Here is a 14126-nt window from a genome sequence, read left to right on the forward strand (position 1 = left end):
GGTGCCATGTCGACCATGGAGATCACCAAGGACACCCTCTCGCAGACGATCGAGCAGAACGAGATCGTGCTGCTGGACTTCTGGGCCGCGTGGTGCGGCCCGTGCCGCATGTTCGGGCCCGTCTTCGAGCAGGCCTCCCAGACCCACGAGGACATCGCGTTCGGCAAGATCGACACGGAGGACCAGCAGGAGCTCGCCGGCGCCTTCGGGATCACGTCGATCCCGACGCTCATGGCCTTCCGCGACGGCATCATCGTCTTCTCGCAGCCCGGAGCGCTCGCCGCTCCGCAGCTCGAGCAGCTGGTCGAGGCCGTGCGCGGCCTCGACATGGACGCGGTGCGGGCGCAGCTCGCGGAGCAGGAGCAGGGCACCCCGTCGTGAGCGTCCGGAGTGCCGCCGCAGCCGTCCGCCCGTCGCTCTGAGAGCAGCGGCTGCCGGCCCCGGATGTCAGTGTCAGCGCGCTCGCACTCGAGTCGGCGCTGTGGGCATGTGCGCGTCGAGGCGGCGCGAGAGCGGCCAAACGGTCCGGCTCGACGGCACGCACGCGCTCAGCGCACGGTGATGCGGATGGGGCAGGGTCGAGCCATGCCAGACGCAGGTGATGCACGAACCCGGAGCGAGCCATCCACCGACGAGCGGGGGGCCGCCTCGGTGGTCGTCGTGGGGCACGCGGCGCGCGACCTCGTGCTCCGCGTCGACGAGATCCCGGAGGCGGGAGCGAGCGCGACTGTCGATCGCCGGATCGAGCGGCTCGGCGGCAAGGGCGCGAACATCGCGGTCGGCCTGCGGCAGCTCGAGCCCTCCGTCGTAGCCGTGCTGGTCGCCGTGCTCGGCGCCGATGCCGCCGGCGAGGCCGCTCTCCGCGAGGCGAGCGACGCGGGCATCGACGTGCGCCACGTCGCTCGCCGCGGCACCACGGCGCTGCTGGTCGACCTCGTCGCAGGCGAAGGCGAGCGTCGGCTGCTCGAGCACGTGACGGAGGAGTCCCTGCTCGCCGCCGACGACATCCGGGCGGTGGAGGACGAGCTGAGAGCGGCCGCCGTCGTGGTGCTGCAGCTGCAGCAGCCGGACGACGCGCTGCTCGCTGCCGCGAAAGCCGCGCACGCCGGCGGCGCCCGCATCGTGCTCGACGGCGCGACCGAGGGAGGCCCGCGCGACGAGCTGCTGTCGCTCGCGACCGTCGTGCGCGCAGACGCTGCGGAGGCGGTCATCCTCACGGGGGCCGAGATCGACGGCGTGGACGACGCTGAGCGCGCTGCGCGCGAGCTGCTGGCCAAGGGTCCGACGCTCGTGGCGCTCTCCGTGCCGGATGTCGGCGACCTGCTCGTGTGGGACGGAGGCACGCAGCTCTACCCGCACGGCGACGCCCCGGTGGTCGATCCCACAGGCGCGGGCGACGCGTTCGTCGCGGGGCTCGTCGCCGGTCTCGCGCGCGGCTTGGCACCGCGCGAGATCGGTCGGCTCGCGGCGGACGCCGCGGCAGCGACCGTGCAGCGGCTCGGCGGGCACCCCGAGCTGGGCGCCCTTGCCGACGACGGCGGTGCATCGCACGGCGACCGGGCCGGCGCGTGACGCGCCCGTTCGCCTTCGACGTCGCACCGTGGAGCATCGGCGTCCGGGGATTCGACCCATCCGGGCTCGCGCATCGCGAATCGGTGTTCGCGCTCTCGAACGGCAACATCGGGTGGCGCGGCGGCCTCGACGAGGGCGACCCGTGCGGCATCCCGGGCAGCTACCTGAACGGCGTGTTCGAGGAGCACCCGATGCCCTACGCGGAGGATGGCTACGGCTACCCGGATGTGGGCCAGAGCGCCGTCAACGTGCCCAACGGCCAGGTCATCCGCCTGCTGGTGGACGACGAGCCGTTCGACATCCGGACCGGCGTGCTGCAGCGGCACGAGCAGCGGCTCGACCTCCGGGGAGGGACGCTCCATCGTGACGTCGAGTGGACGTCGGTGGCCGGCCGGGAGGTGCGCGTGACCTCCACGAGGCTCGTCTCCCTCGAGCACCGAGCAGTCGCGGGCGTGCGCTACGAGGTCGAGGCCGTCGACGCACCCGTCGTGGTGACGATCCAGTCGGAGATCGTCGGCGACGTGCCGCAGCCCACCTCGCACCCCGATCCGCGCGTGCAGCAGGCGCTCGACGGCGCGCTGCGCGGCGCCGGCGGATTCGTCCTCGGCTCCGCGGCAACCCTCGTGCACCGCACGCGGGGCAGCGGTCTCGGCATCGCCGTCTCGATGGACCACCTCGTCACCGCCTCGACCGCGACCCCGCCCGTGGTGATGACGGAGGCATCCGATGACCTCGCACGCACCTCCGTGCGCGTCCGCCTCGCACCGGGTGAGCGGGTCGAGCTCGTGAAGCTCGTCGGCCATGCCTGGTCGGCGTCGCTCTCGGTCTCGGCGCTGCGCGATCGCGCCGAGGCGGCGGTGGCGGATGCGCTGCGCGGCGGATGGGAGGCGCTGGTAGCGGCGCAGCGCGCGCGCCTCGACGACTACTGGGGGTGCGCCGACGTCGAGGTGGAGGGCGACCCGCGGCTCCAGCAAGCGGTGCGATTCGCGCTCTTCCACGTCTTCCAGGCCGGCGCCCGGCTCGAGCTGCGCTCGGTGCCCGGCAAGGGGCTCACGGGAGCGGGCTACGAGGGTCACACGTTCTGGGACTTCGAGGCGTTCGTGCTGCCGGTGCTCACCTCGACCGCCCCTGAGGCGGCGGCGCAGGCGCTGCGCTGGCGCCATGCGACCCTCGACCGCGCTCGCGAGCGCGCGAGGACACTGGGCTTCGCCGGCGCGGCGTTCGCGTGGCGCACGATCGACGGGCGGGAGTGCTCGGGCTACTGGCCCGCGAGCACCGCGGCGCTGCATCTCAACGCCGACATCGCGGCGGCGGTGCTGCACCACGTGCGGGCGACCGGCGACGTCGCCTTCGAACGGGACGCCGGGCTCGAGATCCTCGTCGAGACGGCACGGCTGTGGATGTCGGTCGGCCGACGCGACGCGGACGGCGGGTTCCACATCGACGGCGTGACGGGGCCCGACGAGTACTCGGCGCTCGTCGACGACAACCTCTTCACCAACCTGATGGCGCGGCTCAACCTCGAGGGCGCGGCGGCGGCGGCGCGGCGGCACCCCGATGTCGCGCGGGCGCTCGCCGTGCATGACGACGAGGTGGGCGGATGGGTCGCCGCAGCCGCCGCGATGCACGTGCCGTTCGACGACGAGCGGCAGGTGCACTCGCCGTCAGCCGGCTGGACCGATCTCGCGCGCTGGGACTTCGCCGCGACAACCGCGGAGCGGTACCCGCTCCACGACCACTTCCCGTACTTCGATCTGTACCGCAAGCAGGTCGTGAAGCAGGCGGATCTCGTGCTGGCGCTGCACTTCGCGCACGAGGCGTTCACCCCGCGGGAGAAGGCGCGCGCGTTCGCGTACCAGGAGGCGCTCACGGTGCGCGACTCGTCGCTCTCCGCGGCCGCGCAAGCGGTCATCGCCGCTGAGGTGGGACAGCTCGAGCTGGCCGCCGACTACCTGGCCGAAGCGGCGACGCTCGACCTGGACGATCTGCACGAGAACACCGACGAGGGCCTCCACATCGCATCGCTCGCCGGCCTCTGGACGGCGCTCGCCGCCGGCTTCGGCGGCATGCGCGAGAGCGCGGTCGGCGTGCGCTTCGCGCCGAGGCTGCCGCCGCAGCTGACGAGGCTCGCGTTCGGCGTGCGGCTGCACGGCCGCACCCTGCGCGTCGACATCGGGCCGGATGCGACGACGTACGAGCTGGGGGAGGGTCCGCCGCTGCGCATCGGCCACTTCGACGACGAGCTCGTGCTGCGACCCGGGCGGCAGACGGCGAGGACGCCGCCGCTCGCCGACCCCGGACCCCGCCCGGCGCAGCCCGACGGTCGCGCTCCGCGGCCCTTCGAGACAGCGCTGCGCGCGGAGGCATGAGCAGCGGCCCGAACGGGCGTGACAGCGCCGCGCGCTTCACAGCGCCGATCGCTGCCGCATGCGTCAGAATCGGACCATGCGCGACGAGCCACCGGATCATCGCGACGGTGGCTGGGTAGGGGAGTCGGCGCTCATCCTCGGCGTCGCGGCGCTCATCGGCGCGATGCTGCCGGTGGTCAGCGACTACATCGCCGGGCCGGTCGCTGCCGTCGCGATCCTGCTCGGTCTGCTCGGCGCCCGTCGGCATCAGGCCGGTCGTGCGGCTCGCGTGGCTCCCGCGATCGCTGGCACGGTGCTGGGCGCGATCGCGCTCTTCGTCGTCGTGCTGATGCTCGCGGCATCCCAGAGCTGACGCCATCGCGCTACAGCGCGCGCTCCCAGACGCCGTCGAGCAGCATCAGCACGATGACGCACCCGTGGTCGTCGTGCCGAGCGAGCCGGATGTAGGTGAGGATCGGAGTGGCGGTGAGACGGTCGACGTCGACCGCCGTGTCGGATGCCCACGCCCGGAGCCCTTCGGGTCCGGTGACATGCGTGTTCAGGTCGAGCAGCAGCTCCTCGATCTGGGCTTCGCTGAAGGCGACGTTCGGAGCAGGGCTCCTAGCCATGTCTCAATATTAGCCGCGTCGGCTAAGGAAACGGCTGGCGATCTCATAGGCGCAAGGCCGCGGTCCATCACCTGGCGATGGCGCCGGTCAGTGCGGCTTCGTCGCCCGTATGCGCTCGATCGTCCCGGCCTTCAGCCGCTCCGCCTCGTCGATCGAGAAGCCGGCGGCCTCGACGAGCGGCCGCTGTCGGCGGGTGAAGTGCTCGCCCGCGAACGGCACGGAGCCGAGCTCGACCAGCCGCTGCGCGAGCCGCAGCGGCAACCAGGTGCTCACGACGTGGTCGAGCAGCAGCAGCGTGCCGCCAGGCTCGAGCACGCGGTGCATCTCGCGGATGGCCGTTGCCGGGTCGGGGATGCTGCACAGCCCCAACGCGCACACCACCGTCTCGAAGGACGCGTCGTCGAAGGGCAGCCGCTGCGCATCCGCCTCGAGCAGGGTCGCGGCGCGGCCGGCCTCCGTCAGTCGCCGCCTGGCCTCGGCGAGCATCCCGGGGCTCACGTCGATCCCGGTGACGACTGCGTCGGGCGGGAAGAGCAGCACGTTGCTGCCGGTGCCGACCGCCACTTCGAGCACCCGCCCGTGCACGCGGGTCCCGATCCACTCCCTGCCGCCGGTGAACCAGACGCGCTCGAGCCGCGCCATGGTGACGTCGTAGGTGGGCGCGGCCTTGTCCCACACGCGCCGCTGCTTCGCCGTCGGCCCCTCGCGAGCCTCGCCTCTCATGCGCTCGACGCTACTCGCGAGCGGCGGCCGCCGCACGGCTCGGCCACCCCGCGATCGCTCAGCGCGAGCGCGGGAGAATGGCCGGATGCGCGAGCTCGAGCACTGGTCCCTGTCGGCGATGTGGTGGCACGTCTACCCGCTGGGCGCGACGGGCGCGCCCATCCGCGACGCCGACGCATCCGCCCCCGTCGTGCACCGCCTGCCCCGACTCGAGGCTTGGCTCGACCACGTCGTCGAGCTCGGGCTCAACGGCATCGCGCTCGGACCGGTGTTCGCGAGCAGCACGCACGGCTACGACACGACCGATCACTTCCGCATCGACCCGCGGCTGGGCGACGACAGCGACTTCGACCGGCTCGTCGCGGCGGCGCACGACCGCGGCATCCGGGTGCTGCTCGATGGCGTCTTCAACCACGTCGGCCGCGAGCACCCCGCGTTCCAGGCAGCGCTCCAGCACCGCGACAGCCCGGAGGCGGCGCTGTTCCGGCTCGGCGACGACGGCGACGCCGACGTCTTCGAGGGACACGACGCGCTCGTCGCGCTCGACCACACGACGGATGCGACGGCCGAGCTCGTCACGCGCGTCATGACCCACTGGCTCGACCGCGGCGCCGACGGCTGGCGGCTCGACGCCGCCTACAGCGTGCCGCCCGAATTCTGGGCGCGAGTGCTGCCCGCAGTGCGGGAGCGTCACCCGGATGCGTGGATCCTCGGCGAGGTCATCCACGGCGACTACGCCGCGCTCGTCGAGGCGTCGACGATGGACGCGGTGACGCAGTACGAGCTGTGGCAGGGCATCTGGCACAGCCTCGCCGAGCGCAACCTGTTCGAGCTGCAGCACGCGCTCGGCCGGCACAACGCGCTGCTCGCGACCTTCACGCCCTACACGTTCATCGGCAACCACGACGTGACGCGCATCGCCACCGCCGTGGGCGCCGACCTCGCGCCGCACGCGCTCGCGCTGCTGTGCACGGTCGCCGGCACGCCCGCGATCTACGCGGGCGACGAATACGGCGCCGAGGGCGTCAAGGAGGAGCGGATCGGCGGCGACGACGCGATCCGCCCCGAGCTGCCCGACGCCCCGCCGGCCCGCGACGAGCTGCCGGAGGTCGCCCGGGCGGCCCTCGACCTGCACCGCACGCTGATCGCCATCCGGCGCCGGCATCCGTGGCTGACGAGGGCGCAGACCGACGTCGTGGACGTCGCCAACGGCACGATCGTCTGCCGCACGGCGACGGCGGATGCCGCCATCATCACCGCGCTCAACCTCACCGACGAGGCGGTGCGGCTGCCCGCCGCCGACGCGGCCACCGCGCTCGCGGGCACCGGCGGCGTGGAGGGCGGCCGCATCGCGCTGCCGGCGCGCGGCTGGGCGATCCTCTCGAGCTGAAGGCGGCCCGCAGCGGCTGAGGCGAGCGCGAGTTGTCCCGCCGCGCATGTCGCGGGACCATGAGTCCGATCGTGTCGGGTCGAGGGCCGGGCGATGCCGCGCAACCGAGTCGCGGGCTGGGAGACGAGGTGGATCGATGGAGACGCTCGCCGACGCGCTCGTCGGTCATCGATTGCTCGAGTCGAAGACCTACCTCCCGCGGCACCAGCGGCGCGCCGTGCCGCGGCCGCGACTGCTCGATCGGCTCGACGAGGGGATGGGCTCGGCGCTCACCCTCGTCTCCGCACCGGCCGGCTTCGGCAAGTCGACGCTCCTCGCCGCGTGGCTGGAGCGCCGACAGCGAGCCTCCGTCGGCGAGGGCTCGGCCGCCTGGCTGTCGCTCGACGCCGGCGACAACGAGCCCACCCTGTACTGGACGTACGTCATCACCGCGCTGAGGACCGTGGCGCCCACGGTCGGCACCGACGCGCTCGCGCTGCTGGAGGCGCGATCGCCGACGATCCGACAGGTCCTCACCGCGCTGCTCAACGACGCCGCGACGCTGCAGCGAGACGTCGTGCTCGTGCTCGACGACTATCACGTGATCGAGTCCCGCGAGGTGCACGACGGGATGGCGTTCCTGCTCGACCACGCACCCGCGCGACTGCACCTCGTGCTCTCGAGCCGCGCCGATCCACCGCTCCCGCTGGCACGGATGCGCGCTCGTGGCGAGCTCACCGAGCTCCGTGCCGCCGATCTTCGCTTCACCGCCGAGGAGGCCGCGGCGTACCTCGTCGAAGCGATGCACCTGCCGCTCACCGCGCAGGACGTCTCGACGCTCGGGACCCGCACGGAGGGGTGGATCGCGGCACTGCAGCTCGCGGCGCTCTCGATGCAGGGCCGGGATGATCTCGCGGGCTTCGTCGCCGCCTTCGCGGGCGACGACCGCTACATCGTCGACTACCTGGTCGAGGAGGTGCTGCAGCGCCAGCAGGAGCACATCCGCGCGTTCCTGCTCGACACGTGCATCCTCGGCCGCATGAGCGCGGCGCTGTGCGACGCGGTGACGGGCCGCACCGACGGCCGCGCGATGCTCGAGGCGCTCGACCGGGCGAACCTGTTCCTCGTGCCGCTCGACGACCGCCGGCGCTGGTACCGCTACCACCACCTCTTCGCCGAGGTGCTGCAGTCGCGGCTGCTGGACGAGCGGCCGGTCGAGGTGGCCGAGCTGCACCGGCGGGCGAGCGGCTGGTTCGCGCAGCACGGCGACCACGACGCCGCGATCCACCACGCGCTCGCCGCCGGCGACCATCCGCTCGCCGCGCACCTCATCGAGGGGGCGGTCCCGGCGATGAGCCGCGCGAGACGGGAGGTCACGCTCCGCGCATGGCTCGAAACGCTCCCCGAGGAGCTCTTCCGCGACCGTCCGGTGCTGAGCCTCGCCTTCGTTGGCGCCCTCCTCTCGACCGGCGAGGTGCAGGGTGTCGAGCCGCGACTGCGGGACGCGGAGCGCTGGGTCGACGCGGATGAGCCCGAACGGGCGGGCACGGATGCCGAGCCGACCGAGCCGATCGTCGTGGACGCGACGGAGCGCCGCCGGCTCCCTGCAGCCGTCGCGGTGTACCGCTCCGGCCTCGCGTTGGCCGGTGGTGACGCCGCCGCGACGGAGCACCACGCTCGTCGCGCCCTCGATCTGGTCGAGCCGGACGATCACTTCCGCCGCGGAGCGGCCTCCGCGCTGCTGGGACTTGCGCTGTGGGGGAGGGGTGACCTCGAGGGCGCGTACGACGGCTACGCCGAGGCGTCGGCCAGCTTCCGCACTGCCGGCTACATCTCCGACGTGCTCGGCTGCGCCATCACCCTTGCCGACATCCGCGTGACGCAGGGCCGGCTGGACGACGCGCTGTCGAGCTACGAGCATGGGCTGCAGCTCGCCCTCGCGCAACCGGCGCCGGCCCCGCGCGGCATCGCCGACATGCACGTCGGGATCAGCACCATCCAGCGTGAGTGGGGAGCGCTGGACGCCGCGGCCGGGCATCTCGCGCAGAGCGAGCGCCTCGGCGAGCACACCGGACTGCCCAAGCACCCGTACCGCTGGCGCGAGGCGATGGCGCAGCTCCGAGCCGCGGAGGGCGACTCCGCCGCTGCGGTCGCGCTGCTCGACGACGCGGACCGCGTCTATGTCGCCGACATGGCGCCGAACCTGCGCCCGATCCCCGCCCTCCGGGCGCGCGCGTGGCTCGGGCAGGGGAGGGTGGCAGAAGCCCTCGCTTGGGCTCGCGAGCTCGGGCTGTCGGTCGACGACGACCTCTCGTTCCTGCGCGAGTTCGAGCACGTCACCCTCGCGAGGATCCTGCTCGCGCGCCACCGCACGCAGCCGGGGACCGACTCCCGCCGGGACGCGATCCGGCTGCTCGATCGCCTCCTCGATGCCGCGGACGCCGGCGGTCGGGGCGGGACGGTCATCGAGATCCTCGTGCTGCAGGCGATCGCGCATCAGCTCGGCGGTGACCTGCCTGCTGCCCTGGTGCCGCTCGAGCGGGCGCTCGCGCTCGCGGAGCCCGAGGGCTACGTGCGCGTGTTCGTCGACGAGGGGCATCCCATGGCCGTGCTCCTCCGGGCCGCCGCGCGCAGTGCCCCGAACCCGGAGTACGTCACCCGACTGCTCGGCTCGTTCGCGCACGGCGACCCGACGCCGCGTCGCACGGAGACCGCGACGACGCTGTTCGAGCCGCTGAGCCCCCGCGAGCGCGAGGTGCTCGGCCTGCTCGACACCGAGCTGAGCGGCCCAGAGATCGCGCGCCGGCTGGTCGTGTCGCTCAACACCGTGCGGACGCACACGAAGAGCATCTACGCCAAGCTCGGTGTCACGAGCCGGCGGGCGGCCGTGCTGCGCGGCCGCGAGACCGGGCAGCTCGGGAGCGAGCGAGGCCGCTCCGCCTGACCGCGTCAGATGCGCACGACCACGCTGCCCTTCTTGCGGCCGGTGTCGACGTAGCGATGCGCGTCGGCGATGTCGGCGAGGTCGAACGACCGGTCGATGACGGGCTTGAGCAGACCGGCCTCGGCGAGCCGTGCCACCTCCGCGAGCTGGTCGGTCGTGAACGGCACGTTGCCCGCGACGATCCGTTTGCCGGTGCGTCGGCTGCGGCTGCGAGCGCCGACGACGCCGGCGAGATCGGCGATGACCGAGAGCAGCGCTCCGCCCGGCTGGATGAGCGGCTCGAGCTGACGGAACGGCACGTTGCCGACGCAGTCGACGATCACGTCGTAGCGGTGCGACTCGTGCGCGAAGTCGGTCGTCGAGTAGTCGATGACCCGGTCTGCGCCGAGCGAGCGGACCAGCTCGGCGTTGCCGCCGCTGGTGACCCCGGTGACCTGCGCACCAGCGAGGTGCGCGAGCTGCACGGCGGCTGAGCCGACCGCGCCGGACGCACCGTTGACCAGCACGGATGCGCCGGGAGCGAGACCGGCGCGGTCGAGGAATGCCCGCGCGGTGATGCCGCCGAAGACCACGGCGACCGCCTCCTCGAAGCTCAAGCTCGCGGGCTTGCGCGCGATGGCCGCGCCCTGCGGGACCACGACGTGCTCCGCGTGCCCACCGAACCCGGGCGTCAGCATCGTCACGACCTCGTCGCCCGGGCGGAGCGCCGTGACGCCCGGACCCACCGCCTCGACGATCCCGGCGGCGTCCATGCCGAGGACGCGGATGCGTGGGGCGAAGAACCCGAGCGTGAGTGACGAGAGCAGCTTCACACCCTTCGGCACGTCCTTGGTGCGGGCGCGGTGGTCGGCGGCGCTGACCGTGGTCGCGCGCACCTCGACGAGGACCTCGCCGGTGCCCGGCGAGGGCTTGGGCACGTCCTCGATCCGGACGACCTCCGGGCCGCCGAAGCGGCGGTGCACGGCTGCCTTCATCAGCGTCGCATCGGTGTCGATGGCACGTCGGTGCTTCATCATCGGGCTCCTTGTCGGGGTCGTCGGGGTTGAGAGAGGTGGTCGGGGGTCTCGATCGCTCGCACGGAGATGAGGATCATCCCGAGGTCGCGCACCCTGGTGAGCAGTCCGTGCAGCGCTGCCTGGTCGGCGACCGGGCCGCGGAGCGTGGTGGTGCCGTCGCTCTCGCGAGTGAGGTCGACGCCGTCGAACCACGCTGCGCGGCGGTCGTCGAGATGTCCGCTCACGCGGAGCTCGTAGGCGCCGGGCCCGGAGAGGGAGGGAGTCGAGGTCATGGCAGTGCGGCGACCCGGGCGGCGGAGGGGCGTCCACGGCGCTTCGGGCGGCGGATGACGAGCTCGGCGACGGCGAGGTTGATGGCCCAGCCGGCACCGTTCAGGAGCGCGACGCTCAGCTCCGTCTCGCCGAGGATCGCCTCGCCGAGCCCGAGCGTGAACACCTGGGTGCCGGCGCCGAGACCGATCGCGACCGCGCGGATCATCCACGCCCGGTGACGAGCGACGTCGCGGCGCCGGATGGCGGCGAAGCCGAGCACGATGCTCACCGCCATGCCCGTGCCAGCGAGCAGCCGGAGCACGAACAGGAGCTCGCTCCCGCCGGCCAGCGCGGAGGAGACGCTGAGCCAGAGGCCCGACAGGGCGGCGACGAGCCCGATGCCCAGCAGCAGCCGGCCCGCGGTGCGGTGCCACGCGGGTCGATTGCGGCGCAGGCCCGCGGAGAGCTGGAACGCGCCGAGGATCACGAAGATCGTCGCCCCGACGATGTGGAGGAGCACCGCGAGGGTCAGTGGGGCGGCCGGCTCGGCACCGGCGCCGCCGGCACCCATCGAGAGCGCTGCGCGCCGCAGCGCGTTCGCGATGATCGGGATGAGCCCGAGCGCGATGATCGCCGTCGGGACGAGCCAGCCGAGCCTGCGTGCCGTCCGGGTGGCTCGAGGTGCTCGAGCTCGCGGCGGCGCGGGCGCTGCGTCCATGATCGCGTCCATCGGTGTCAGGCGGCGGTGGTCGGGTCGAGCCGTGCTCGATCCCGGGTGCCCGCGGCGTCGTCGGCGCGCCCTCGCCGAGCGGTCCAGAGCGAGCCGCCCAGCCAGACCAGCGCCAGCCCGACCGGCACGGCGACGAACCGACCGAGGGTGTGGGGGAGCACGGGCACCAGCAGCGTGGACAGTGCCCCGACAGCGAGGAGGATGCCCGCCCAGCGCGGCAGCATCCGTGCTCGGAACGTCGCGACGCCGAACAGCAGGCCGCCGAGCAGGTACGCGGCGAAGGCGAACGTGCCCAACCCCTCGAGCGCGCCGAGGCTGCCATCGGCGGGGGCACCGCTGAAGATGCCGAGGATGTCCTCGACCACGTCCGGCGCCTGCGTCACGATCGCCGGCAGCACGAGGGCCTCGACGAAGCTGAACGCCGCGGCGGTCAGCAGGAAGCCTCCGAAGACGAGCAGGCCGAGGAGCCCGAGCACGCCGGACTCCTCCCGCTGGTGCAGGTACATGCCCGTCACGCCGATGAGCCCGAGGACTCCCACCGCGACAGTCATCCAGGCGACGATCGCCCATCCGGGTGTCGCGACGGCGGCGACGGTCTCGGCAGGATGGACGAATTGGATCGCGATGTACAGCAGGCCCGACAGCATGGCGGAGACGCCGGCCGCCCGGGCGAGGTGTGAGGTTGTGGGGGCCACGTCCTGCTCCTTTGCGCGTCCCCGCCCGGAGCGGCGGGGGTTGCTCTCAAGCTACGGAGCGACCTGGTGGCCGGGCATCACCAGGTGTGGTGATCGTCGTGGTGATCTTCGCCGTGCTCGCGCGGACTCCCGCACCGGTCGGCGGGGCGGCCTCAGGCTTTGAGGAACCGCAGCAGCGCTGCGTTGAACGCGCCGGCGTGCGTGAGGTTGCAGCCGTGCGGGGCGCCCTCCAGCACCACGAGCTCGCTGTCGGGAATGGCCGCGTGCGTGCGGGCACCCGAGCCCTCGAACGGCACGATGCCGTCCGCGTCGCCGTGGATGACGAGCGTCGGCACGGTGACCTTCGTCAGGTCGTCGCGGAAGTCGGCGATGCCGAACGACTGCATCGCCTCGAGCGCCGCGAGCCGGTCGGCTTGCTTGCACAGTGCGATCGCCCGCTGCCGATCCGCCTCGGTCACCAGCACCTCGCCGTCGGCGTTCCGCGAGTAGTAGTCCTTCGTGAACCGGTCGAAGAAGCCGTCGGGGTCGGTCGTCAGCTGGAGGGTCATCGCGCCCGCCTTCATCGCGCTGAGCGGACCCTGCGGGTTGTCGGGAAGGTGCATCATGCGCGGGGTGACCGACGAGGCGAACACGACGCTCCTGAGCCGCTCCTCGCCGTGCCGGGCGATGTAGCGCGCCACTTCGCCGCCGCCCATCGAGAAGCCGACGAGCGTGACGTCCCACAGGTCGAGCGCCTCGAGCACGCCCGCGAGGTCGTCCGCGAGCGTGTCGTAGCCGTAGCCCGTCTTGGGCTTGTCGCTCTGCCCGAACCCGCGGCGGTCGTAGGCGATCGAGCGGAAGCTCGCGTCGACGAGGCACGGCAGCTGCGGCGCCCACGTCGCGCTCGAGAGCGGCCATCCGTGCAGCAGCACCACCGGCCTGCCGACGCCACGGTCGTCCACGTGCAGCCGCACGTCTCGCAGGCCAAGCATGCGGGAGTTGACGACGACCTCGGTCATGGCGGCTCCTTCGTCGCGGCGCTGCGGTTGGGCATCCAGGGTACGTGCTTGTACCCCAAATCGCACGTGAGCGACATCGGAGGGCGCCTAATTGGCACGCGCGACGGTGACCGGGAATAGTTCAAATTGCAAGCGGTTGGCTAGAGTGGCAAGACGTCCGCCGGGATGCCCACGCGGCAGTCCCCGAACTCCAGAAGGAATCGAATCCATGACGAAGATCGCCATCATCACCGGCAGCACGCGACCCAACCGCATCAACCTGGGTGTCGCGCAGTGGGTCACCGAGCTCGCGCAGCAGCGCGGCGACGCAGAGTACGAGCTGGTCGACATCGCCGACTTCAACCTGCCGCTGTACGACGAGCCGATGCCGGCGGCGTACCAGCAGTACACGAAGCAGCACACGCAGGCGTGGGCGGCGAAGATCGCGGAGTTCGACGGCTACGTCTTCGTCACCGGCGAGTACAACCACTCCGTCACGCCGGCGCTCGCGAACGCGATCTCGTTCCTGAACGCCGAGTGGAACAACAAGGCAGCGGGCATCGTCGGCTACGGCTCGGCCATGGGTGCGCGCGCCGTCGAGCACCTCCGCGGCATCCTCTCGGAGCTGCAGATCGCCCACGTGCAGAAGACGGGCATGTTCTCGCTCTTCACCGACTTCGAGAACTTCTCCGCCTTCAAGCCCACCGAGCTGCAGGCCGCATCGGTCGCACCGATGCTCGACCAGCTCATCGAGTGGACGCGCGCGCTCGAGAGCGTGCGCAAGGGCGAGCTCGTCGACGCCTGATCGACTGCTGCATAAGCGGGCCACCCAAGGGGAGGCCCGCTTCTCTGCGTCTGCGGAGGGGCTTGC

At 72.5% G+C, this 14126-nt stretch carries 14 protein-coding genes; 7 read left to right on the forward strand and 7 right to left on the reverse strand.

The features are described from left to right. Positions 1 to 6: 6 nt before the first annotated feature. From trxA to ACLQ21_RS01400, 4 genes are all read left to right on the forward strand, one after another. Positions 7 to 381: a thioredoxin gene (gene trxA / locus ACLQ21_RS01385; RefSeq protein ID WP_425660705.1), complete on the forward strand. Its 375-nt coding sequence runs from the start codon at positions 7 to 9 to the stop codon at positions 379 to 381. A 204-nt stretch (positions 382 to 585) separates the two neighbouring features. Beyond that, positions 586 to 1572, forward strand: a complete 987-nt coding sequence (locus ACLQ21_RS01390) for a PfkB family carbohydrate kinase (protein WP_425660707.1) — start codon at positions 586 to 588, stop codon at positions 1570 to 1572. Further along, positions 1569 to 3941, forward strand: a complete 2373-nt coding sequence (locus ACLQ21_RS01395) for a glycoside hydrolase family 65 protein (protein WP_425660709.1) — start codon at positions 1569 to 1571, stop codon at positions 3939 to 3941. Before ACLQ21_RS01390 ends, ACLQ21_RS01395 begins: the two co-directional genes overlap by 4 nt. A 76-nt stretch (positions 3942 to 4017) precedes the next feature. Then, on the forward strand, positions 4018 to 4293 hold the full coding sequence (locus ACLQ21_RS01400) for a hypothetical protein (RefSeq protein ID WP_425660711.1): 276 nt from the start codon (positions 4018 to 4020) through the stop codon (positions 4291 to 4293). Between the two features lie 10 nt (positions 4294 to 4303). Here the strand turns inward: ACLQ21_RS01400 and ACLQ21_RS01405 are convergent, their stop codons facing one another. Next, positions 4304 to 4549, reverse strand: a complete 246-nt coding sequence (locus ACLQ21_RS01405; protein WP_425660712.1) for a hypothetical protein — start codon at positions 4547 to 4549, stop codon at positions 4304 to 4306. Positions 4550 to 4636: 87 nt separating this feature from the next. After that, positions 4637 to 5272: a class I SAM-dependent methyltransferase gene (locus ACLQ21_RS01410; RefSeq protein ID WP_425660714.1), complete on the reverse strand. Its 636-nt coding sequence runs from the start codon at positions 5270 to 5272 to the stop codon at positions 4637 to 4639. 85 nt (positions 5273 to 5357) lie between these two features. On the opposite strand from ACLQ21_RS01410, the gene ACLQ21_RS01415 reads away from it, so the two are divergent. Both ACLQ21_RS01415 and ACLQ21_RS01420 read left to right on the forward strand, forming a co-directional pair. Continuing rightward, positions 5358 to 6662, forward strand: a complete 1305-nt coding sequence (locus ACLQ21_RS01415; protein ID WP_425660716.1) for an alpha-amylase family protein — start codon at positions 5358 to 5360, stop codon at positions 6660 to 6662. A gap of 136 nt (positions 6663 to 6798) precedes the next feature. Continuing rightward, positions 6799 to 9585, forward strand: a complete 2787-nt coding sequence (locus ACLQ21_RS01420) for a LuxR C-terminal-related transcriptional regulator (RefSeq protein WP_425660718.1) — start codon at positions 6799 to 6801, stop codon at positions 9583 to 9585. Between the two features lie 5 nt (positions 9586 to 9590). On the opposite strand, the gene ACLQ21_RS01425 is transcribed toward ACLQ21_RS01420, so the two are convergent. From ACLQ21_RS01425 to ACLQ21_RS01445, 5 genes are all read right to left on the reverse strand, one after another. Next, positions 9591 to 10598, reverse strand: coding sequence for an NAD(P)-dependent alcohol dehydrogenase (locus ACLQ21_RS01425; RefSeq protein WP_425660720.1), 1008 nt, complete (start codon positions 10596 to 10598; stop codon positions 9591 to 9593). Beyond that, positions 10598 to 10825, reverse strand: a complete 228-nt coding sequence (locus ACLQ21_RS01430; RefSeq protein WP_425660722.1) for a hypothetical protein — start codon at positions 10823 to 10825, stop codon at positions 10598 to 10600. The genes ACLQ21_RS01425 and ACLQ21_RS01430 overlap by 1 nt, the downstream gene beginning before the upstream one ends. Before the next feature lie 44 nt (positions 10826 to 10869). Continuing rightward, the gene (locus ACLQ21_RS01435) at positions 10870 to 11583 is read right to left on the reverse strand and encodes a DUF2306 domain-containing protein (protein WP_425660724.1); all 714 of its coding nucleotides are present in this window, start codon (positions 11581 to 11583) and stop codon (positions 10870 to 10872) included. 5 nt (positions 11584 to 11588) lie between these two features. Then, positions 11589 to 12278, reverse strand: a complete 690-nt coding sequence (locus ACLQ21_RS01440) for a hypothetical protein (protein WP_425660726.1) — start codon at positions 12276 to 12278, stop codon at positions 11589 to 11591. A gap of 152 nt (positions 12279 to 12430) precedes the next feature. Further along, positions 12431 to 13276: an alpha/beta fold hydrolase gene (locus tag ACLQ21_RS01445; protein ID WP_425660728.1), complete on the reverse strand. Its 846-nt coding sequence runs from the start codon at positions 13274 to 13276 to the stop codon at positions 12431 to 12433. Between the two features lie 208 nt (positions 13277 to 13484). Here ACLQ21_RS01445 and ACLQ21_RS01450 point away from each other — a divergent pair, with 208 nt between their 5' ends. Then, complete coding sequence (locus ACLQ21_RS01450; RefSeq protein ID WP_425660730.1) at positions 13485 to 14060, forward strand: NADPH-dependent FMN reductase; 576 nt, start codon at positions 13485 to 13487, stop codon at positions 14058 to 14060. Positions 14061 to 14126: the final 66 nt, after the last annotated feature.

The sequence above is a fragment of the Agrococcus sp. DT81.2 genome, from assembly GCF_049844935.1.
Classification (GTDB): domain Bacteria; phylum Actinomycetota; class Actinomycetes; order Actinomycetales; family Microbacteriaceae; genus Agrococcus.